This window comes from Curtobacterium aurantiacum (assembly GCF_018598555.1).
In the GTDB taxonomy this organism is placed as follows: Bacteria; Actinomycetota; Actinomycetes; order Actinomycetales; family Microbacteriaceae; genus Curtobacterium; species Curtobacterium aurantiacum.
The window spans coordinates 132,503-153,823 of the sequence record NZ_JAHEWN010000010.1 but is presented as its reverse complement, the minus strand read 5'-3'; the positions used below and the strand labels follow the sequence as shown (position 1 = coordinate 153,823).

The 21,321-nt window shown below is 70.0% G+C and carries 22 protein-coding genes; 13 read left to right on the top strand and 9 right to left on the bottom strand.

The window, feature by feature from the left end; genetic code table 11:
* Positions 1-43: 43 nt before the first annotated feature.
* Both KK087_RS10945 and KK087_RS10940 read right to left on the bottom strand, forming a co-directional pair.
* A complete protein-coding gene (locus KK087_RS10945) occupies positions 44-502 on the bottom strand; it encodes a SufE family protein (RefSeq protein ID WP_027465483.1) in 459 nt (152 codons plus the stop codon).
* A complete protein-coding gene (locus KK087_RS10940) occupies positions 499-1,410 on the bottom strand; it encodes a sulfurtransferase (protein ID WP_214565232.1) in 912 nt (303 codons plus the stop codon). The genes KK087_RS10945 and KK087_RS10940 overlap by 4 nt, the downstream gene beginning before the upstream one ends.
* A gap of 139 nt (positions 1,411-1,549) precedes the next feature.
* Between KK087_RS10940 and zapE the strand changes: the two genes are divergently transcribed.
* From zapE to KK087_RS10900, 8 genes are all read left to right on the top strand, one after another.
* Positions 1,550-2,572: a cell division protein ZapE gene (gene zapE / locus KK087_RS10935; protein WP_214565242.1), complete on the top strand. Its 1,023-nt coding sequence runs from the start codon at positions 1,550-1,552 to the stop codon at positions 2,570-2,572.
* A gap of 209 nt (positions 2,573-2,781) precedes the next feature.
* The gene (locus tag KK087_RS10930) at positions 2,782-4,056 is read left to right on the top strand and encodes an ammonium transporter (RefSeq protein ID WP_214530498.1); all 1,275 of its coding nucleotides are present in this window, start codon (positions 2,782-2,784) and stop codon (positions 4,054-4,056) included.
* A 97-nt stretch (positions 4,057-4,153) separates the two neighbouring features.
* A complete protein-coding gene (locus KK087_RS17930) occupies positions 4,154-5,272 on the top strand; it encodes a DUF6177 family protein (RefSeq protein WP_214530499.1) in 1,119 nt (372 codons plus the stop codon).
* Positions 5,269-5,625: a hypothetical protein gene (locus KK087_RS10920; RefSeq protein WP_214565230.1), complete on the top strand. Its 357-nt coding sequence runs from the start codon at positions 5,269-5,271 to the stop codon at positions 5,623-5,625. Before KK087_RS17930 ends, KK087_RS10920 begins: the two co-directional genes overlap by 4 nt.
* A gap of 45 nt (positions 5,626-5,670) precedes the next feature.
* Positions 5,671-6,030 (top strand): DUF6507 family protein, encoded by a 360-nt coding sequence (locus KK087_RS10915; protein WP_214565228.1) that lies wholly within the window; start codon positions 5,671-5,673, stop codon positions 6,028-6,030.
* Entirely contained in the window at positions 6,027-8,087 is a 2,061-nt protein-coding gene (locus tag KK087_RS17925) for an RNase A-like domain-containing protein (RefSeq protein ID WP_214565226.1), read from the top strand. The genes KK087_RS10915 and KK087_RS17925 overlap by 4 nt, the downstream gene beginning before the upstream one ends.
* Position 8,088: 1 nt before the next feature.
* Complete coding sequence (locus KK087_RS10905) at positions 8,089-8,436, top strand: hypothetical protein (RefSeq protein ID WP_214565224.1); 348 nt, start codon at positions 8,089-8,091, stop codon at positions 8,434-8,436.
* Between the two features lie 843 nt (positions 8,437-9,279).
* Entirely contained in the window at positions 9,280-9,768 is a 489-nt protein-coding gene (locus tag KK087_RS10900) for a hypothetical protein (RefSeq protein WP_214565222.1), read from the top strand.
* Positions 9,769-10,401: 633 nt separating this feature from the next.
* Here the strand turns inward: KK087_RS10900 and KK087_RS10895 are convergent.
* Entirely contained in the window at positions 10,402-11,373 is a 972-nt protein-coding gene (locus KK087_RS10895; protein ID WP_214565221.1) for an aldo/keto reductase, read from the bottom strand.
* Between the two features lie 123 nt (positions 11,374-11,496).
* Between KK087_RS10895 and KK087_RS10890 the strand changes: the two genes are divergently transcribed.
* Complete coding sequence (locus tag KK087_RS10890; protein WP_214544653.1) at positions 11,497-11,910, top strand: ChaB family protein; 414 nt, start codon at positions 11,497-11,499, stop codon at positions 11,908-11,910.
* Between the two features lie 67 nt (positions 11,911-11,977).
* Positions 11,978-12,946 carry a beta-ketoacyl-ACP synthase III gene (locus KK087_RS10885; RefSeq protein WP_027465501.1) on the top strand — a complete coding sequence of 323 codons (969 nt, stop codon included), beginning with the start codon at positions 11,978-11,980 and terminating at the stop codon, positions 12,944-12,946.
* A gap of 167 nt (positions 12,947-13,113) precedes the next feature.
* Here the strand turns inward: KK087_RS10885 and KK087_RS10880 are convergent, their stop codons facing one another.
* On the bottom strand, positions 13,114-13,986 hold the full coding sequence (locus KK087_RS10880; RefSeq protein ID WP_214544651.1) for a hypothetical protein: 873 nt from the start codon (positions 13,984-13,986) through the stop codon (positions 13,114-13,116).
* A 38-nt stretch (positions 13,987-14,024) separates the two neighbouring features.
* Between KK087_RS10880 and KK087_RS10875 the strand changes: the two genes are divergently transcribed.
* Positions 14,025-14,657, top strand: a complete 633-nt coding sequence (locus KK087_RS10875) for an acyl-ACP--UDP-N-acetylglucosamine O-acyltransferase family protein (RefSeq protein ID WP_214565219.1) — start codon at positions 14,025-14,027, stop codon at positions 14,655-14,657.
* Positions 14,658-14,671: 14 nt separating this feature from the next.
* On the opposite strand, the gene KK087_RS10870 is transcribed toward KK087_RS10875, so the two are convergent.
* From KK087_RS10870 to KK087_RS10850, 5 genes are all read right to left on the bottom strand, one after another.
* Positions 14,672-15,637: a putative endonuclease domain-containing protein gene (locus KK087_RS10870; RefSeq protein WP_214565217.1), complete on the bottom strand. Its 966-nt coding sequence runs from the start codon at positions 15,635-15,637 to the stop codon at positions 14,672-14,674.
* Between the two features lie 273 nt (positions 15,638-15,910).
* Positions 15,911-16,279 (bottom strand): flagellar assembly protein FliW, encoded by a 369-nt coding sequence (fliW, locus tag KK087_RS10865; RefSeq protein ID WP_214530517.1) that lies wholly within the window; start codon positions 16,277-16,279, stop codon positions 15,911-15,913.
* Entirely contained in the window at positions 16,276-17,157 is an 882-nt protein-coding gene (locus tag KK087_RS10860) for a flagellin N-terminal helical domain-containing protein (RefSeq protein ID WP_214530518.1), read from the bottom strand. Before KK087_RS10860 ends, fliW begins: the two co-directional genes overlap by 4 nt.
* Before the next feature lie 2 nt (positions 17,158-17,159).
* Positions 17,160-18,581 carry a flagellar hook-associated protein FlgK gene (flgK, locus tag KK087_RS10855; protein ID WP_214530519.1) on the bottom strand — a complete coding sequence of 474 codons (1,422 nt, stop codon included), beginning with the start codon at positions 18,579-18,581 and terminating at the stop codon, positions 17,160-17,162.
* 4 nt (positions 18,582-18,585) lie between these two features.
* Entirely contained in the window at positions 18,586-19,071 is a 486-nt protein-coding gene (locus KK087_RS10850; RefSeq protein WP_214530520.1) for a flagellar protein FlgN, read from the bottom strand.
* Between the two features lie 443 nt (positions 19,072-19,514).
* On the opposite strand from KK087_RS10850, the gene KK087_RS10845 reads away from it, so the two are divergent.
* Together KK087_RS10845 and KK087_RS10840 are read left to right on the top strand one after the other, a co-directional pair.
* Positions 19,515-20,330 carry a sigma-70 family RNA polymerase sigma factor gene (locus KK087_RS10845; RefSeq protein WP_214565209.1) on the top strand — a complete coding sequence of 272 codons (816 nt, stop codon included), beginning with the start codon at positions 19,515-19,517 and terminating at the stop codon, positions 20,328-20,330.
* A gap of 135 nt (positions 20,331-20,465) precedes the next feature.
* Positions 20,466-21,305, top strand: a complete 840-nt coding sequence (locus KK087_RS10840; RefSeq protein ID WP_214530522.1) for a flagellin N-terminal helical domain-containing protein — start codon at positions 20,466-20,468, stop codon at positions 21,303-21,305.
* Positions 21,306-21,321 lie beyond the last annotated feature (16 nt).

The window sequence follows — 21,321 nt, the reverse complement described above, 5'->3', positions numbered from 1 at the left end:
GTGCCAGCTGGCACCGCGCCTCCTGTCCGTCAGTCGGTCGCGTCTACGCGACCGCCGCCTGCACCTGCCGCTGGACGCGTCCGAGCATGCCCACCATGCCGCGGATCCGCAGCGGGCTGACCGCTTCGGACAGCCCGATGGTCAGCGGGTAGTCCGTCGGGACGGCGAGGACCTGCTCGACCGTCAGGCCGGACAGCCCCTGCGCCAGGATCGAGGCGAAGCCGCGCGTCGTCGGCGCCTCGCGCGGGGCAGTGGCGTGCATCCGGACGACGTCCGGGGCGTCGCCGTCCTCGCCCACCGTCACGGTGATGAAGACGGGGGACTGGCACTCCTCGACGCGTTCGAGCTCGTCCTCGTGCCCCTGCAGGCGTTCGGGCAGCGCGGGCAACTCGTTCGAGAACTCGAGCAGGAGCTGCAGGCGGTCCTTCTGCCCCAGGGCGAGGAAGTCGTCGCGGATCTCGGCGAGGGTGGCGGGGAGTGGTGCGTCGGTGCTGGCGTTCATCGGTTCGGAACAGTACCCGGCTCGGATCCCTGCACGATGGGGACGCGGACGGCGCTGCCCCACTCGGTCCACGAGCCGTCGTAGTTGCGGACGTTGTCGTAGCCGAGAAGGTGCTGCAGGACGAACCAGGTGTGGCTCGAGCGCTCACCGATGCGGCAGTAGGCGATGACCTCGTCGGCGTCACCGATCCCGGCGCCGTCACGGTAGATCGCGTCGAGCTGGTCGCGCGTCTTGAAGGTGCCGTCGGGGGCTGCGGCCGTCGCCCAGGGGATGTTCACGGCGGTCGGGACGTGGCCGCCGCGGAGCGCACCCTCTTCCGGGTAGTCGGGCGCCGTCGTGCGCTCCCCGCTGTACTCCGGGGCGCTGCGGACGTCGATGAGCGGCTTGCCGAGGTGCGCGAGCACGTCGTCCTTGAAGGCGCGGACGGGCTCGTCGTGGCGCTCGACGACGGGGTACTCGACCGGCGTGACCGGGGTCTCGTCGGTGGTCAGGGCGCGGTCCTCGGCGACCCACTTGCCGCGACCGCCGTCGAGCAGGCGGACGTCCTCGTGGCCGAACAGGGTGAACACCCAGAGGGCGTACGCCGCCCACCAGTTGTTCTTGTCGCCGTAGATGACGACGGTGGTGCCGCGGCCGATGCCCTTGCCGCCGAGGAGCTCGGCGAACGCGGCGCCGTCGATGTAGTCGCGCTGCACCGGGTCGTTGAGGTCGGTGTGCCAGTCGATCTTCACGGCACCGGGGATGTGTCCCGTTTCGTAGAGCAGGACGTCCTCGTCGGACTCGACGACCACCAGGTCGGGCGCGCCGGCCCCGGCGTCGAGTTGCTCCTGCAGCCACTCGGTGGACACGAGGCGCTCCGGGTGCGCGTAGGCGGCGAACTTCTCGGACGGGTCGACCGGTGCGGTCATCGGGGGTACCTCCAGGGGTGCGGGGGAGCGTGGTGCTGGGGAGCGTGCTGCTGGCGCCGGACTAGGATCGGGCGTCGGTGCCTGTGGGCAACGGTACGCGGACGTACCGTGCCCCTGACGCAACGTGACACCCCACGACATGCTTCCCGGAAGGGTTCCCCGATTGCCCGCTCACCTCGTCGACCGTGATCCCCGGGTGACCCCGCAGCAGATGGCCGCGGCGCTCGTGCCGCCGCCCCAGTTCACGGACGCGTCGTTCGACTCGTACCGGCCGGACCCCGACTACGACTCGCAGGCCTCGGTCCGCGACGCCGTCGCCGCGTTCGTGGCCGCCGGTCCGGCGGAGGCCCCGCGGCGCGGGCTGTTCGGGCGCAAGAAGCAGTCGGCGGAGCCCGCGGCGAAGTCCGGCGTGTACCTGGACGGCGGGTTCGGTGTCGGCAAGACCCACCTGCTCGCGGCCGCCTACCACGCGGCCACCGGGCGGAAGACGTTCGGCACCTTCATCGAGTACACCGCGCTCGTGGGCGCCCTGGGGTTCCAGGGGACGGTCGACCTGCTGCGGGGGACCGCGCTGGTGTGCATCGACGAGTTCGAGCTCGACGACCCGGGCGACACGATGGTGATGACGCGGCTCATCAAGGAACTGACCGAGACCGGGACCCGCTTCGCCGCGACCTCGAACACCCCGCCCGGGGCGCTCGGCGAGGGACGCTTCGCCGCCCAGGACTTCCTGCGCGAGATCCAGGCGATGTCGGACCGCTTCGACACGATGCGGATCGACGGCCTCGACTACCGACGGCGAGCGGTGGACGAGTCGGCACAGGTGGTGTCCGACGTGCCCGCCGCACTGCCGTCCGGCACCGTGACGCTCGATGACTTCGGCGCGGTGGTCGCCCACCTGGGCTCCGTGCACCCGTCGAAGTACGTCGCCCTGGTCGAGGACCTCGACGCCGTCGGGCTCACCGACGTCCGGGCGTTCACCGACCAGACCGACGCGCTGCGCTGGGTCGCCCTGGTGGACCGGCTCTACGACGCGCAGGTGCGCATCGTCGCGTCGGGCACCCCGCTCGACCAGGTGTACCCCGACGTCATGCTCGAAGGCGGCTACCGCAAGAAGTACCTGCGTGCGGCGTCCCGCGTCGTGGCGCTCACCCGCGCCTGACGCGTACCGACCGCGGACCGATCTGTCCACGGCGGTCTCCTGCCCCCTGCGCAGGGGGCATCGGGCCGACGGAAACACGACGTTTACAAACGGCGTGGTCGCGTTACATCCGCGAAACAGTTCGTGCTCCCTCGTGAAACCTCGCGTCGCCAGACTCGGTGGCACCCGAGGCGGTCCAAGAGCCGCTCGTGCAATCGAGAGGTGAGCAGATGCTTGATCAGGGCAACACGACGTTCGTGTTGGTGATGGCTGCGCTGGTGTTGTTCATGACACCCGGCCTGGCCTTCTTCTACGGCGGCTTGGTGAAGGCCAAGTCCGTCATCTCCATGATGATGATGTCGTTCGGCGCGATCGCGCTCGTGAGCGTCCTCTGGGTGCTCTACGGCTACGCGATCGCCTTCGCCAACCACGGCGACGGCACGGCGGTCTCCGGTGTGGTCGGGTTCTTCAGCATCGACTGGAACCAGATCGGCCTCGGCCAGGCCTTCGAGGAGGCCAAGTCGTCGGACATCCAGGCGGCGTACCCGTCGATGGCCTTCGTCGGGTTCCAGGCGACGTTCGCGATCATCACCGTCGCGCTCATCTCGGGCGCCATCGCCGACCGCGCCAAGTTCGGCGCGTGGATGATCTTCGCCGGTGTCTGGGTCACGGTCGTCTACTTCCCCGTCGCCTCGTGGGTCTTCAACCTGACCTCGGGCTGGGCGGCCACGTGGGGCGTCATCGACTTCGCCGGTGGCACCGCGGTGCACATCAACGCCGGTGCGGCGGGTCTCGCCCTGGCGATCGTGCTCGGCAAGCGCGTCGGCTTCGCCAAGGGTGCGCACAAGCCGCACAACCCGCCCTTCGTCCTGCTCGGTGCCGCCATCCTGTGGTTCGGCTGGTTCGGCTTCAATGCCGGTTCCGAGGGCGCCGCTGACGGCATCGCCGCCATCGCCTGGGTGAACACCCTCGCCGCCCCGGCCGCCGCCATCCTCGGCTGGCTGCTCATCGAGAAGCTCAAGGACGGCAAGGCCACGTCCGTCGGTGCCGCATCGGGCGCCGTCAGCGGCCTCGTCGCCATCACCCCGGCCTGCGCCGCGCTGACCCCGGGCTGGGGCCTCGTGCTCGGCTTCCTCGCCGGCGTCGTCTGCTGCTTCGCCATCGACTGGAAGTACCGCCTGGGCCTCGACGACTCGCTCGACGTGGTCGGCGTGCACCTGGTCGGCGGCATCTTCGGCACCCTGTTCCTCGGCTTCTTCGCCAACGACACCGGTCTGATCTACTCCGGCTCGTTCGAGCAGCTCGGCAAGCAGGCCGCAGCGGCCCTGGCCGTCGGCGCCTACTCGTTCGTGCTCGCCCTGGTCATCGGGTTCGCGATCGAGAAGACGATCGGCTTCCGCGTCAAGACCGAGGACGAGGTCGCCGGCATCGACACCGCCGTCCACGGCGAGGAGGGCTACGTCCTCTACGACCAGAGCGACGACAGCCCGGTCAACGTCCGCTAGACACGCTCCACCACCGCACGACGACGGGCCCCGCGCACACAGCAGCGCGGGGCCCGTCGTCGTTTGCGGGACCGCCCCCGGCCGGTAGGGTTCCGGCGTGGACGACGTCACCCTCGCGCACCCGCTCGTCGACGCGGTCGGGCCCGGCTTCGTCGTCTCCGAGACCGACGCCGCGATCGTGTCGCTGTCCTCCGCCCGGATGGGGCTCGTGCTCGAGACACGGGCCGCCGACCTCGCGTTCGTGCTGCTCACACCGCCCACCAGCCGCGTCACCCCGGCGATGCTCGCGATGCTCCGGCGCACGAGCAGCGCGTGGGTCGTCCGCGAGGGCGACCGCTACCGCGCCGCCGGCTCCACCGAGGTCGTCGACGACGTCGCGACCGCGATGCTCGCCCCGCAGGCCTCCGAGCGCACCACCCGGCTCGGCCCCGACGAGGTCCCCTGGGTCGAGCTGATCGTGTCCGTCCACCACCCCGCCACGGAGCAGGCCGGCATCGGCCGCACCGCTGAGCTCCTGCTCGAGGGACTCGCCGGCAGTGCGCCCACCGCCTGGGGCACGGTCGAGCCGGCCACGCTCGCGTGGAGCGTCGGTGCCGTCACGGACTTCGCCCGTGGGCGCGCGCCCCGACCGACCCGGCTCGTCGCCGTCACCCCGGTCGACGGTGGGTTCGCCGCGGTGCAGCTCCGGATCGAGCGGTCCGCCACCGGCGTCACGGAGGAGACACGGTTGGCACTGCCACGGCCAGGGCCCACGCCGCCGGTTCCGGGGCGACGCGCCAGCGGCGGGCCGGCCGTGCCGGTGGGGAGAGGCACGGTGCCGGTCCCCGGGAACGAGTCGCCGCCGGTGGACGGTCCGGTCGTCGACGTCCTGGCCGACCTCGCGCGCCGGCAGCGGGTGCTGCTCGCAACGGCGTGGCGGTCGGCAGGGCACGCAGACGCGACCCTCGCCGCCCGGCAGCGCGGGATGCCCGTCCCCCTCGGAGCGGTCGTGGGCGCCGCCGCCGTGCGGGACCTCGGCGTCGACGCCGGTTCCTTGCCGGTGGGGGCCACGCCGGTCGGGCCGCCGCGCGTGCCGTCGCTGCTGCTCGACTTCTCGCCGCCGGCATATCTGACCGGGGGTGCCGAGGTGGAGGCCCGCTGGCGGCGGCTGGCCGAGCTCGGCACCGCGCTCGGCCCCCGTGCCGTCGAGCTGCTGGGATCCGGGGCGGACCGATGACCGCCGAGTGGACGATCCTCAGCGCAGACCACGTGGACGCCGCTGCCGTGCTGACCGGAGCGGCCGCGGTCGACCCGGCGATCGGCATCCGTCAGCTCTGGGCGGGCGATGCGCTGCAGCTCGTGTCGGACGACGGGGTGGTGCTCCTCACGCTCCTCCAGTCCCGCCGGCTCGACAGCGTCACCGACGCAGAGCGGCTGCTCGCCGGACCCTTGTCGGTGCCGGGTGATCGGCTATGGTGGACCGAGATCCACACGGCCGCGCAACCCCCGTTCCGGGGGACGGCCGAGCGGATCGTGCACAGCATCGCGGACGCCGCCGGGGGAACGGCTGCGTCCCGAGCCGTGCAGTGACCACGCGATCGCTCTGACCGAGCGGGACGACGACCAGGGGGAGCCATGGGGAACGGCTGGCAGATCGAGCCCGCGGGCGTGCAGACGTCGCTCACCGACACCGAGACCGCGGCGACGAACCTCTCGACCGCTTTCGACGGCCTCGCCGACGCGCACGCGGCGCTCACGACCGCGGTCGGCGACGACCAGGCGGTCGCGGGCGCCGTCGCGGCGCTCATCGAGAGTCACTCGGCCCTCCTGACCCGCGTGGGCAACCACATCACCGCCGGTATGGCCGGCGCTGCCACCGCGACCCTCGCCTACTACCACGGTGACGAGGAGATGGCCGCGACGGCGCAGACCAACGCGATCCGTGCCTCCAGTACGGGCGATTTCTCGGCCTTCGACCTGGGTGGTGACCAGTGACGAGCCAGTGCCGCGCCGACGGCCTGATCGACCCGGACGCGATCCCCGGCGCGAACATCGACGCGGCGAAGGTCGAGACCGCCGGAACGGCGTTCTCGACGTCAGCCACCGACGTCGAGACGCGCGGCGGCGAAGTGAAGACCGCCTGGGCGAAGCTCGGCAGCAGCTACACCACGCCAGACTCCACCGAACTGCTCGCGGTCATGGACGGCGTCGAGACCGACACCGCCGCACTCGCCGCGACCCTGCAGAAGGCGTCGACGTTCATCGGCGACTACGCGACGGCGGTCGCGCCCATCGCGAAGCGGCTCGTCGAGCTGAAGGCCGAGGCCGAGACGTTCGTTGAGAAGGCCCTGAAGGGCAAGACCGTCGGCCCGTGGGACCCGGAGCACCCCGCCAACCAGGGCATCGTCGGGCTCGTCGAGAACTTCGGTCAGCAGTTCGACGACGTGCACCTGCCGTGGGACCAGTACACGCCGTACGTCGACGAGAACAACGAGCTGCTCACCAAGGTAGCCGAGCAGGAGACGAAGCTCTCCGCCGCCTCCGCCGAGTGCGTCAACGCGATCAACGGATTGCGCACGGACATGTGTCTGCCCCAGGTGCAGGCCGTCGAATACAACGCTGCCGTCAAGGCGAACGAACCCATGCCCTGGGGGAGCACCGGTCGTGGCGACCAGTCATGCTCGGAATCGTTCAACTCCGGCATGGACGACGCACTGACCGACACCGTCGAGGGACTCGGCGGACTGATCGGCTACAACTCGCAGACCGGCGAGTGGGGCGACGGCGACTGGGCGAAGCAGTCGTGGAAGGGCTTCGCGGAGTCCCTCGGACTGATCGTCCTGATGGGCAGCCCGCCGCTGCTGATCGCCGCGGCGCTGCCGAAGGGTGTCCTGCCGGACGTCGTCGGCGACACCGCGCGGAACATCACGGACAAGCAGAAGACCCTCGTCGAGGGCTTCGTCGGGTCGCCGGAGGACTGGCGGGACGACCCCGCACACGCCGCCGGTGGTGCGGCGTTCAACATCGGCACGCTGTTCATCCCCGGCGCGGGCGAGATCGGCGCTGGCGCGAAGGTCGCGGCGCTCGGCTCGCGGCTCGCGGTGCTCGGGGCCGACGGCAGCAAGCTCGCGCTCATCGGTTCCAAGGTCGCGGCCGCCGGTACCACCATCGTGCGCGTCGGGGATGCGCTGTCGAGCCTGCCGGGCAAGGCGTTGTCGGGGGTGTCGGACCTGCTGGCGCGGGGGCGTGGCGGGTTCGCGGATGCACTCCGGGGGCTCGGGGACAAGATCCCCACCGTGAAGGTCAGCGTCGAGCACGCCATGGCGACGCCGGACGGGTTCGGCGTCGGGGTCGGGCGGCCGCACATCGAGGTGGGGCATCCGGAGCCGGGGTCGCACTGGTTGCACTCGGTGGCGGATCACGTGGATGGTGGCGGGGGCGACGCTCCGCATTCGAGTCACTCGTCCGGGTCGTCTGACCCCGACTCGCAAGTCCTCGATCGGTCAGGCACGTCCGGGCACGTGGACAGCCCGACGGACGCTCCCGTGGTTCCGCACACGCAAACCGGTGAGCCGATCAACATGCTGGACGGTTCCGGCGCGCCGGCCCAGATCAGGAACTCACATCTATCGCAGGCCTTCATCGACAACGGCGGGCTCAGGGCGCACGAAGACATCCGTGGCGCTCACACGATGAGCAGGCACTTCGACGGCGTCGACGGCGTCAAGTCCGACGCCGAGATTGCAGGTCGAGACGACCTGTCTTCGGCCGGGAACAGTGCTTTCCGTCTCCCTGAGGAGGATCTCAACCGTTTGATCGGCCGCACCCTGGACAGCCGCGCCGACGAGATCTCGAACTGGTTGAACATGGAGCCCAAGCCCAAACCCAGGGTCTTCACGATCACCGCGACGTTCGATCAGGTGATCGGACGGCGGTTCAGTAATGGGGTCTTCACAGACGAAAAGCAGATGTGGATGCAGTTGTTGTGGGACAAGAACAGTCCAGGCGGTTTCGTGGTCCGGACCGCGTACCCGACCCGGCTCGGAGGGTGATATGACTGGATTGACTAAGATCGGGTACGAGAACTACTCCGAGGCTATTCCTCTCCTCGGAGGCTTCCTGGAGAACCTTTACCAATACTGGTGGGATGACTACTCGTCCGTTGCCGACTACGTCGACTTCTACGTTGACGGGTTCAGCCGCGAAGAGCTTGCTGGAATGTCGAAGGAGTTCGTCTCGCTGGATGCTGACGGCGCCGAGGACCGAGAGGTAGACGCATTTCTTCGTCGGATGAACGCGAACTACCGCCTTGGTTCCGGGTCAGGTCGGGCGTTGTTGCGCGAAGTTGGCAAGCGAGTAGAGGAGCTCGCCGACGGCGCGGTTCCAAAGGTCTTCGACTGAATGGTGTGCACTCGGACTCGACCGACGAGTACCTCGTGTCAAAACGGGAGCGGACCCTTTGGCCGCCCGCGAAACGATAATCAATGGCTGGCTTGACTCGGCGGTCGCAAAGCTGGACGCGATGGCGGTCCTCCGTTGTTCTCTCGTGACCGAGACGTTGCGACACAGTTCGCTCGACTCGCCGCTGACTACGATGGACCGGTCATGGAATACCGGCCTCTACCGAATGGGTTTGCAGGATGGCGAGCAGCGTCGTTGACGTTTCGGGTTGGCAGATGAAAGCGCAGTGGGTGGCGCGGCAACAGTCCGCTGAGGACATCGCGGATCTCGCATTGCAGAGTTGCGATCGGTTCGTCCAAGCGTTCCCGGAGTTTGAGGGAGCGTGGAAGGTGAGCAGCGAGGTCGGCTCGGTCGAGTACAGGGACAACGCAGTGCCCGAACTCGTGCGATCGAGCCTACTGCGTGTCGACGGGTGAGCCGGATCCGGCTCGGGGGTTCAGCTTCTTGCTGCTCTCGCCAGTGATTGACGGTAGCTATGCGGCCATCCGCGTGCGTGCCGGTGCCACACATCAAACGCGACGGGTGGCACCGAACTCGGTCTCTGTGGGCTTTTCTTCGGTGGATTTCGGCGAGCCGGTGACTCTGAGCACGTCGGGTCCGGGTTTCGAAGCATTCGTTGACCTCGCAAAGTCTCTCGAGGTGCTCTGGGAGGCAGAGACCATGAAGGTTGCCGACCGTGCTCCTGAGGACCTCCTCGGTGAATGAGTTGGGAGCGAAGGGGGCTTTGTTGTCTGAACCGAGACAACCCGTGAGGCCTGAGCTTCGATCGGACCCTGTCTCAGCGTGAAGACCGATGTCACCGACTGGTACCTCGTGGCTGACTGGGATGCAAGGCCTGAGTCTGCGGACGTGATCGCTGCGCGTCTGGTTGACGCTTCCGCCGCAATTGAAGTTGCGCTGCCTGTGTTCGATGGAATATGGACGGTCAAGGATCAGGACGTCGATAGTGCAGATGAGAGGTCATGGTCCGGACTCGTCGGTTCGTCGCCGTACAAAGTCGACGGCATTGCGGAACCGGCGCGGGGATTCACGCTTTCGTTGGCTTCAGTGATTTCTGGTGGGTCAATGCTGCATGCATCGGTCACGGCTGGTGCGGCGTTCCAGACCATCATCAACAAACCGAACGAGTTCGTCTTAGACTTTCGTGCTCGCCACTTTGGCGAGGCGGTAGAAATCGATCTGCCGATACCCGCGGACGAACGGTTCCGAGACCTTGGCATGAGGATCAAAAATATCTGGGATGCCTCGGATCTCCGCGTCGAGTTCGGCTGAAGTAGACGGTGCCGCCCAGGCCGTTGTGAAGCGATGATCGATCGCCACTATCCGCTCAGCGTGCGCGACGGTGATGAGCAGCGGCCGGCTGGCGGTGCGGACCGACTCGCCGAAGACCATGGAGGGCACCTGCTGTCGGCCGGCCCTCGCGCCCGATGACGCGCAGGTCACGGCGGAGCGTCTTCGCAAGTGGCTCCGAGACCGCCCGTTCGCTCCACGAAGCACGTGGAGTCGCAGTCCTCGCCGACTTGCTCGGTCCGGGCTTCGTCGCGACGCCGTACGGTTCCGAGCTCTCCGGGTACAACCCTTTGGGGAGCTTCACCTACACGTACGTCCCGACTGACCCCGACGACCGCATCTGGTGCCTCGGCGACAGCATGGGTCGGTCGGATTGTCGCTCCTGTGGCACGCCGTTCCCGGAGGACACGTTCTGGGAGGCCTTCAACCTGTGGTTCGAGGGTGCCGAACCGACGCTGTCCTGCGGGAACTGCGGGAACTGCGGGAAGACTGCCCTGATGGGCGATTAGGGGTTCGGTCGATGCGTACCTGCGGGAGATCGGCCTGCAGGACGACGAGATCGCGCGCCTCCAGGCAGATGGTCGCGTCAGCGACCCGTTGGTTCCGTCGGCGACGTCACCAGGCGTAGTCCTCAGGCGAGGCCTTGTGCCCCGGGAAGATCTCGTCGAGCCGGTCGAGCGCACGCTGGTCGAGGCGGATGTCGACGGCTCGGACCGCGGACTCCCACTGCTCCATCGTGCGCGGGCCGGTGATCGGCGCGGTGACGCCGGGCTGGTGCAGCAGCCACGCGAGGGCGAGCTCGCCGGGAGTGTGGCCGAGCTCCTTCGCGAAGGACTCGTAGGCCTGGAGCTGGTCACGGTGCGCCTCGACGTACTCGGCGCTGCGGCCCGAGAGGCGACGCGAGCCGTTCTCGGTCTTCTCGATGACGCCGCCGAGGAGCCCGCCCTGCAGCGGGGACCACGGGATCACGCCGAGGCCGTAGTGGCGGGCAGCGGGGAGGACCTCGCGCTCGACGTCGCGGACGACGAGGTTGTAGATCGACTGCTCGCTGACGAGGCCGAGGAAGTTGCGGTGCTTCGCGGCTTCCTGCGCCTGGGCGATGTGCCAGCCGGCGAAGTTCGACGAGCCGACGTAGAGCACCTTGCCCTGCGCGACCGCGAGTTCCATGGCCTGCCAGATCTCGTCCCAGGGGGTGTCCCGGTCGACGTGGTGCATCTGGTACAGGTCGATGTGATCGGTCTGCAGGCGGCGCAGCGACGCGTCGAGCGACTGGCGGATGTTGTACGCCGAGAGCTTGCCGCCGTTCGGCCAGTCGATCATCTCGCCGTAGACCTTGGTGGCGAGGACCGTCTTCTCGCGGCGACCGCCACCCTTGGCGAACCACCGTCCGATGATCTCCTCGGTGGCGCCCTTGCCCACCGAGCCGCCGTAGCCGTTGGCGGTGTCGAAGAAGTTGACGCCGAGCTCGTGCGCCCGGTCCATGATCGCGTGCGAGTCGTCCTCGCTGGTCTCCGGTCCGAAGTTCATGGTGCCGAGCACTGCGCGCGAGACCGACAGCCCTGTCCGTCCGAGATGTGTGTAGTCCATGAGACGGGTCTACTCGTGACGCGCTGGACGTGCCAGGCCCTGGGAGTACCGGTCGGCCGGCTGTCTCGGTGCTCGTTGCGCCGCGGGCGAGTAGTCAGGACGTGTCGATCGAGAGGAGAAGTCATGCCAGCCAAGGACGAGATCCCGAGCACCCTGCAGCGGTCACCGGAGCACGCGCAGGAGGTCTTCGAGAAGACCCTGGACTCGGCGAACGAGACCTACGGCCCGGGCGAGCGTGCGCACCGCACCGCGTTCGCCGCCGTCAAGCACGAGTACGAGAAGGTCGGCGACCACTGGGAGGAGAAGGAGTCCTCCGGGCCGTCCGACTCGGGCGCTGCCGGCTCGGGTGCGGGTTCGTCGGGCTCGGGTTCTTCGGGGAAGACCCAGGGCGGCGTCGACGCCAACGCCTCGAAGGCGCACCTGATGGACGTCGCGAAGCGGCTCGACGTCAGCGGGCGGTCGAAGATGAACAAGGACGAGCTGGTCGAGGCGATCGGCAGGGCGAACGACCGCGCCACCGCTGCGGCGCGCAAGTGACGCGGTGGTGTGCCATGCATTCCTCGTCCGGCATGCGGCGGTGGGGTGAGGGGGTAACGTGCCGACGATGAACATCCCAGCACTTCGCGGCAGCCGGATCCTCGGGTTCGGACACCACCAGCCCGAACGCGTCCTGACCAACGACGAGCTCTCGACAATGGTCGACACGAACGACGAGTGGATCCGCACCCGAACCGGGATCCAGACACGTCGGATCGCCGGGCCCGACGACACCGTGACGTCGATGGCGATCGAGGCCGGACGCCGCGCCCTCGCTGACGCCGGGGTGTCACCCTCGGCCGTCGGACTCGTCATCGTCGCCTCCACCACCCACCAGGATCGCGCGCCGTACACGGCGGGTCGGGTCGCCGCCGCACTCGGCATGACGAACGGCCCGGCGCCGATCGACATCAACACCGCGTGCAGCGGGTTCGAGTACGCGCTCGGGCTCGCAGACCAGTCCATCCGCACCGGTTCGGCCGACGTCGCGCTCGTCATCGGGTCCGAGGTGCTTTCCGGCATCGCCGACTGGACCGACCGGTCGACGTGCGTCCTCGTCGGTGACGGGGCCGGAGCCGCAGTCCTAGGGGTCGCCGAGACGCCCGAGATCGGCCCGGTGTCGTGGGGGAGCGTGCCGCACCTGCTCGACGCCGTCCGTGTCGAGGGGTCGCCGGGGCGCTTCAACCAGGAGGGTCGCTCGATCTACCGGTGGGCCATCACCGAGGCCGAGGGGCACGCCCGAAAGGTCGTCGAGGCGGCCGGGCTCTCGATGGACGACATCGAGGTGTTCGCGTTCCACCAGGCGAACCTGCGGATCATCGAGCCGCTCGTGACCGCGCTCGGCGGGGAGTCGAAGTTCGTCATCCGCGACGTCGTCGAGTCCGGGAACACCTCGGCCGCCAGCGTGCCGCTCGGGCTGTCGAAGGCGTGGGAGCGTGGCGATCTGCCCGAGGGCGTGCCGGCGCTGTTGTTCGGCTTCGGCGGTGGGTTCGCGCACGCCGGGCAGGTCGTGACGACGCCGGTGCGGTCCTTCTAAGCGCGGCTGCAGGAACGGCCCGGGCAGACTGCCCGGGCCGTTCGTCGTCAGGGCTGCACGCGTTGATCCAGCGCTGCGTGCGTTGGTTCGGCGCTGCGTGCGTTGGTTTGGCGCTGCGTGCGTTGGTTCGGCGCTGTGTGCGTCGGTTCGGCGCTGTGTGCCGAGGGTCAGCGCTTCGCGCGGGGGGCGTCGTGGCCCGGCTCGGTCCAGAGGTCCTGGTCGTTGCCCGCGCCGCGCTTCCACGGCAGCGCGCGTCGGGTCTTCTCGGCCGCCGGCGTGACCGTCAACACGATCGGGAACTCCGCCGGCGGCATGCCGAACCCCGTGCGCGACGCCTGGATCACCTTCCGCCCGAGCGCGTGGTTGCCGAGCCCACCGACCGCCGCGCCGATCCCGAAGGGCAGCGCGCGACCGAGGACCGAACCACCCTGCCGGATGGCGAAACGCTTGATGAACTGGTCGCGGACCTGCCCGCCGATGCCGTTGACGACCTGCTTCGGCAGCGAGGACGTCACCATCTCGCCCCAGAACGCCGTCCGGGCCTGACCGCCTGCGGCCTGTCCGGCGAGCTGCTTGATGAGCTGCGTGCCCGGCGCGCCGAGGATCATCGCCATCACGAGCGTGCGGGCCCGCTCCGGGTCGTCCAGCGCGATGCCGTGCACCTCGGTCACCGACTGGGCGAACAACGCGGTCGTCTCGAGGAACCCGACCGTCTCCGCACCGCTGAGTCCGAGCGCAGCTGCCATCCCCACGCCGGGGATCACCGCACTCGCACCGACGGCGGCGCCACCCGTCGTGACGGCGGTGAGGTACTGCCGCTCCAGGATCTGGATGACCTCGGCGGGGGTCGCGTCGGGCTTGCGGCGACGGATCGCGTTGACGTGCGCGACCACGACGGGACGCTGCACACTGATGACCCGATCGAGCCACTTGGCCCAGCCGGTGGGCTGGACCTGCTGTGCTCTGGGGTCGGAGTTGGTGGGGGAGACCGGTGCGGTCGGCAGGGGCACGATCGACTGGTCCTTCGGGGCACGGGCCATGGGTTCACCGTACGCCGGGCACGTGAGAGGCTCGCTGGGTGGACACCGATCCGGAGCAGGGACCCCTCGACGACGTGCGCCTGGCAGCCGGCTTCCTGACGGTGCGCTCGGTGGCCGCACTCGCACCAGAGGTCCTCGTGCTCGACCCCGCTTCCGTCCTGCTCGGCACCGGCGTGACCGTCTTCCCCGGCGCTGCGCTGTACCCGTCGACGACGCTCGCGACTCGCGACGGCGGCACCATCACGGTGGGCGCCGGTGCACTGCTCGGACCCGGCCCGGTGACCGTCGTCGCCACAGCAGCGCACGTGCACGTCGACGCGGGCGTCGAGCTCGGCCCGGGCCCCGTGACCGTCATCGCGGACGGGTCCGACGTCGTGATCGGCCGTGGAGCACGTCTCACCGCCGGGTGTCTCGTCGAGGGACCGGTCCGCATCGGACGCGGTGCACAGGTCCTCGGTCCGGTCTCGCTGCGAGATGCCGACCTGGCGGACGGCGGGGACCACCGAGAGCCCGACCCCGACCACCGGGGCGGCGTCGTCAAGGGGGTGGGGCCGGTGCGAGGTGTCCGCGTGGGACTCGGCGAGGTGGTCGTCGGTGCGGGACCGTCTGGTCCGCCGACGGTCGAGCGCCAGCGGACGTACCACCCGGACGCTCCGCGGCACCCTCGCTGACCGGCTGGCGTCGGTCACCGGCACGGCACACCCGCACGCCGGAGGGCTGCGCGGACCCGGTCGGGCTGCATCAGGTCGGCCCACGAGAGCCGGACGACCACACGGACCTCGGGGAACGACCGGATGAAGTCCTCACGCCGCTTCTCGCGCCAGTGCACGTCCGCCATCGATCGCCCGTCGAGCAGCACCGGGTCCTCGTACTTCGCGCGGCCGTCGACCTCGACCACGACGCCCTGGTCGGGGAACCAGAAGTCGACGACCGCCGTGCTCGCTCCCGCCCGGGCGAACACGTGCTGCTGCACCGGGTCAGGCACCCCGAGTTCGCGGAAGCGCACCCGGCACACCGACTCCGCCGGTGACCCCGACAACGTCGACCCCATCCCCACGGCGATCCCCGCCTTGTCGTGGCCCGTGGGCGCCGTCGTGGCGAGCTCATCGAGCAGGACCTCCGGCAGGAGATGCCGGTCGTGGAGCGCCTGGTCGATCATCGGCAGTGCGAACTCGAGGGTGGACGTACCCGCGATGTCGACGAGGGTCCGTGCCGATGACGTGACGGGCGCTCCGTCGATGTCCGCGGGGGTGGTCGCGGGCAGGCCAGCCCACCGCCTGTCCGTCGTCGGCGAGCGGACGAGCGGTCCGGGGTGGAGCCGGAGGTGTGCTGACGTGTCGGCCCGTTCGCGGCGCGGATCGACCACGTCGACCTTCGTTGGAGGGGCATGGACGAAGGGCAGCCCGTGCACGGCGGCCGCAGCCGAGCGTGCGAACGCTCTCGGCGCGTGGATCATCGGCGCGGTTGCGCGCACCAGGAGCAACAGGTGGTCCTCGGGCCGGAGTCCGACGACCGACGACGGGGAGACCAGGACCCCCGGACGTACCGCTATCAACTCGCCCCGACGGACCCGGCGTTGCAGGGACCGGCGTTCGGCGCTGGGCTTGCCGGTCGTGCGGATGAGGGGGATGGTGCGTGCGCGGTCGTCCATGGATCAACCATCGATCGCCGGGACCGACCATGGGGCGACGGTGAGCCGATCTGTGGATGACGAGCCGGGCCTCCAGGCTGTGGAGGGATGAGGCGGACGCAACGGGCGACGATGTCGATGTCGTACGACGGCGACTCAGTCGCTGTCACGCGTGCGCAACAGTTGCAGACGCGGAGGTGCGACAGCACCGATGTCGTACGACGTCGACAGTGTCGTTCTGCGTCGACCGGCCCCGACCGGCCCCGCCCCGGCCCGCCGGCCGCCCCGCCGCACCTACACCCGCGCGAGCTCCGCCCGCAGCGGCAGGTCCTGCTCCTCGAGGATGACCTGCGCGCCCGCGGCCGTCCGGGCGTTCACGACGATCGGCGCGAGGAGGTTCACCGTGGTGCCGGACGCGCCGGGGTTCGCGACCACCAGGAGCATCGCGTCGGCGGGGTCGGTCAGCCCGAGCCCGGCGGCCTGCTCGTCGGTGAGCTCCGGCGCGTACGACGGCAGGTGCACCGCGGCGTCGAGCAGGAACAGCCGTGCGTCGTCCCCGACGAGCGTGAACAGCCCCTCGGCGCCGTCGACCGGGGACAGCTCGAAGGCCGGGGCGGGGGCGAGCCCGAACGGCGGGACGGCGAAGGTCAGGGAGATGCTCATCGGAGGTAGTCCATCAGGGTCGGCTGCAGGACCTTCGCGGTGACGGCGAGGGCTGCCTGGTAGTTGGTCTGCTGCACCTGCAGGTCGAGGACGGCCTTCGCGAGGTCGACGTCCTCGATGCCGGCGCGGCGGCTCTCGAGCGAGACGGTCGCGGACTTCAGCGAGTCCTGCGCGGCGAGTGCGGCGGCGTGCCGGACGCCGACGTCGGCCTGGGCGCCGCGGACGGTCCCGAGCGCCGTGTCGACGTCCCCGATGCGAGCGTTCACGTTCACCCCGTTCTGCAGGTCACTGACGATGGAGTCGATCATGGCGAACACGGAGTCGTCGCCGGACCCGAAGACCGCGGCGCCGGAGGTGTCGACGCGCACCGTGGTGCCGTCGCCGATCCGTCGGGACACGTCGGTGCCGGACGCAGCCCAGCCCGTCGCGGGGTCGTAGGCGGCAGCGGCGGTCGACGATCCCGCGAACACCGAACGGGTGCCGTGGGTGGTGTTGGCACGCGCCTCGAGGTCGGCTCCGAGCGACCGGAACTGCGTGACGAAGGCGTCGCGGTCCGTGTCGCTCATGGTGCCCGAGTTCGCGGCCCGCACCGTGAGGTCGCGGACGGTGTTGAGCACCGAGTAGACGCTCGACAGGGCACTGTCGGTGGTCGCGAGCCAGGCCGCGGCGTCGTTCGCGTTGCGGGAGTACTGCGCTGCGGCGGCCTGCTCCTTGCGCACCTGCATCGACGAGGCCGTGCCGACCGGGTCGTCGGACGGCTTCTGGATGGCTCGCAGCGTGGTGGCCTGGTCGGTGAGTTCGGCGACGCGCGCCGCGCCGGCCTGCAGCCGTGCCGAGGCGGCCGCCATCGACATCTGGGTGGTCACACGGGTGATCACGATCAGCCCCTCCCGACGAGTCCTGTGCGGTTGATGATGGTGTCGAGCATCTCGTCGACTGCGGTCAGGACGCGCGCGGCGCCCTGGTACGCGTGCTGGTAGCTCAGCAGGTTCACGTTCTCCTCGTCGAGGTCGACGCCGGCGCTGGACTGCTGCTGGTTCCGCGCGTTGGTGAGCGCGAGTCCGGTCAGCGTCGATTCCGACGTGGCCGATCTGGAGGCAGTGCCCACCCCCGTCACGAACGTCGCCCAGACCTGGTCGGCACCGTCGGACGACGCCCCGAGCCGCGCGAGTGCGTCGGCGAACGAGTCGTCGAGTTCCCCCGCCGCGTTCCGCGTCGCCAGGCCGCTCGCGTCCGTGGGGACGACGCTGAGGGCCTGCGCGGCGGGGACACCGGCGGACAGGGCGAAGAACGAGGTGCCGGTGGTGCCGGCCGGGGTGGTCCCGGCGGCGTGCAGGGCGTTCACGGTGGTCGCCAGTCGCGTGGCCACGGCGTCGTAGGACTTGGAGGCCTCGGCGAGTGCGCCGCCGGTGCCGGTGCCGGACGCGGGTGCGAGGACCGCGAGGGCGCCACCGATCGACCCGCCGCTCAGTCCGACCGCCCCGGCCGTGCCGGTGGTCCAGGTCAGCGTCACCGCGGCACCGTCGGCCAGACGCTCAGCGCCGCCGAGGGCGACGGAGCGGGCGTCGGTTCCCTGCACGAGTGGGTTGCCGCCGAGGAGCACGTCGACCGTGCCGTCGGCGTTCGTCCGGGTGGTGCCACCGGCGAGGGTGGCGATCTGCTGCGTGAGCTGGTCGCGCTGGTCGAGCAGCTCGTTGGCGTTGCCGCCCGAGGCGAGTGCGGTGCGGATGCGCCCGTTCAGGTCGGCGACCTGCTCCGCAGCGTCGTTCAGCTGGGCGACCTGGCCGGTGAGCGTCCCGCGGACGGACGACCACTGGGCGTCGACCGCCTTCGAGCCGGCGGCCAGCGCCGAGGCGACGGTGGCGGCGGCTCCGAGCACCGCGCTGGCGGCCCCCGGGTCGTCGGGGTGGCTCGCGAGCTCGCTCCAGGACGACCAGAAGGCGTCGAGCTTGGCGCTCAGGCCGTTCTTGCCGGGCTCGTGCAACCCCGTCTCGAGTGCGGAGAGCGCCGTCGCGCGTGCATCGGCGTAGGCCGACGAACCGGCGGCGACACGGACGCCGGCGTCGAGCGTCAGCGACGCCAGGCGGGCGATGCCGTCGACCGAGACGCCCTGGCCGGCGAGGGCGGCAGTGCCCCGCATGAAGCCGGTCTGCGTCGCGGGTACGGAGTTCTGTGTGACGCGCTGCCGCGTGTACCCGGCGGTGCCGGCGTTCGCGATGTTCTGGCCGGTGACGTCGATGCCGGCGCGGGCCGCGGCGAGGCCGGAGTACGCGGTCGCGAGGGATCCGAAGGTGCTCACCACGGTGCTACAGCGTCCCCTCGAACAGTCGGCCGCCCTCGGAGCCGGAGCCCGAGGTGCCGCTGGCGTCGTAGGTGGCTGCGCTCGTCACGGTGCCGGCCAGGGTCTCCTCGGTGGCCTGGGCGGCAGCACGGAGGAAGCGGTCGTTCTCGTCGCGCAGCGCGCCGATCTGGGTGGTCAGCTCGACCATGGCGGTGAGGTGCGATGACAGGATCTCGCCCCACGGGCCGTTCGGTGCGGCGGCGACGACGTCGCGCAGGGGAGCGTCGGCGGGCACGCCCCACTCCTCGGCGACCTCGGCGCTCTGCGCGGCACGCTCGAGCCCGGTGCTGCGGAGACGGTCGAGGACCTGCTCGACCTCACGGCTGGCGTGCGACACCCAGCGGGAGCGGCCCGCGGTGAGCAGGAGCTGCTCCTCCTCGAGCTTGAAGGTGAGCAGTTCGAGCAGCTCGCGTTCGCGCCAGAGCACGGCCGACAGGTCGTTCACGCTCATCAGCTCCTCCCGGGTGGTGGTTCGTCGGGGTCGTCCCCGGTCCGTCATCCTGCGGACACCGGGATCTATCGACTCGGTGACCGCGACCGTAAGCCCCGTCCGCCGAGTGGCGTCACCGGTACTCGCCGAGTCTGTGACCCGATGACCCCCGTCGGGGGACAAGAACGACCGTTCCCCGGCCGAAGTCCCCCCAAATGCCGACCGGAAAGGGGCTCTGACACCCCCGCACTGGGGACGGATGAGCACCTGTTCAGCGCATTGCCAGCCGATACATTCAGAACGCACCCCGGGGGACACCCCGGAACCGCTCGGCAACGACGCGGGTGCACCGCTCGGAGGGACCCGGGCGGGTCTTCGGCGTACGCACCGGCCATCCGAGGCCGGCGTCCGTCGCGCCCACGGACGGGTGAGCCGACACACGTCAGGTCGACCAGGGGAACAGCATGGACCGCACCGAACGCAACGCGATGATCGTGGAGCACCTCCCGCTCGTGGGCTACATCGTGGCCGACGTCCGCTCCCGGGCCACGCACCTCGACCGCGACGACCTCGCCGCCGTCGGCTCGCTCGCACTCGTCGCCGCTGCCGAGGCCTTCGACCCCACCCTCGGCGTCCCGTTCGGCGCCTACGCCCGCACCCGGATCACCGGTGCGCTGGCCGACGACATGCGCTCCGCCGACTGGGCATCCCGGGGCACCCGCAAACGGATCCGCGAGACGCTCGCCACGCAGGAAGCCCTGTCCGCCCGACTCGGCCGGAGCGTCGGCGCGCAGGAGATCGCCGATGCCATGGGCGTCGACAAGCAGACCGCCGTCGACGCCATGAGCGATGCCGCCCGCACCGTCGCGCCGCTCGACGAGACGGTGCACGACCTCGTCGCCGCCGACCTGCCGCTGCCCGGGGACGACCTGCTCGAGACCGAGAAGCGCCGGTACCTCCGCGCCGCCGTCGAGGCCCTGCCCGAGCGGATGCGCTTCATCGTCGAGGCCGTGTACTTCGGCGATCGCTCGGTCACCGAGGTCGCCGCCGCCCTCGGCATCACGCACTCCGCCGTCTCGCAGCAGCGCTCCGAGGCGATGCGCCTGCTCCACGACGGGCTCGCCGCGCACTACGGCGACGGCACGACCGTCGAGCCCGCGAGCCGCACCACCGCGGCTCGTCGCAGTGCCTACCTCGCCCGTGTCGCCACGAACGCCGCCGCCGGTGTCGCCCGTGCCGTGCACGACGCGACCGCGCCCACCGCGGTCGCGGCGAGCTGAGCCGTCGAGTCGGCACCGACGTCGGCGGAAACTTCTCCACCGATCCCCTAACGACTCCCGGCAACCGGTCGAGAGTCATCCATGTCAGCCCACGGACGGGCCGACGCACGACCCACATTCACGGAGGAAACCACCATGGGTATGTCCATCAACACCAACCTCTCGGCACTCAACACGTACCGGAACCTCAACGCGACGCAGAACGACCTGTCGAAGTCCCTCGAGAAGCTCTCGTCGGGTCTCCGCATCAACCGTGCTGCCGACGACGCTGCCGGTCTGTCGATCTCCGAGGGGCTGAAGTCCCAGGTCGGTGGCCTCACGGTCGCCGCCCGCAACGCGCAGGACGGCATCTCCGTCGTGCAGACCGCTGAAGGTGGCCTCACCGAGACCCACTCGATCCTCCAGCGCATGCGCGACCTGGCAGTGCAGGCCGGCAACGACTCGAACAACGAGGACTCCCGCAAGGCGATCACCACCGAGGTCGGCGAGCTCACCAAGGAGCTCACCCGCATCTCGGAGTCGACCAACTTCAACGGCATCAACCTGCTCGACGGCTCCGCCGGCACCGCAGGCGTCCTGAAGTTCCAGGTCGGCGCGAACGGCGACGCGGCGAGCCAGATCGACGTGGACCTGTCGAAGTCGAACGTGGAGGCCGTGTCGACCGCGGTCGGCGCGCTCACCTTCGACTCGGCGACGAACGCTCAGGCCGCCATCACCGCGATCGACGAGCAGATCAAGTACGTCTCCTCGGCTCGTTCGAGCATCGGTGCCGTCCAGAACCGCTTCGACCACGCCATCAACGTGACGAACGTGGCCAAGGAGAACCTCACCGCTGCCTCCTCGCGCATCACCGACGTCGACATGGCGGAGGAGATGGTCAAGTACACGCGCGACAACATCCTCAGCCAGGCCGGCACCTCGATGCTCGCGCAGGCGAACCAGAGCACCCAGGGCGTGCTCTCGCTCCTGCGCTAGCCGTCACGACGCCGTC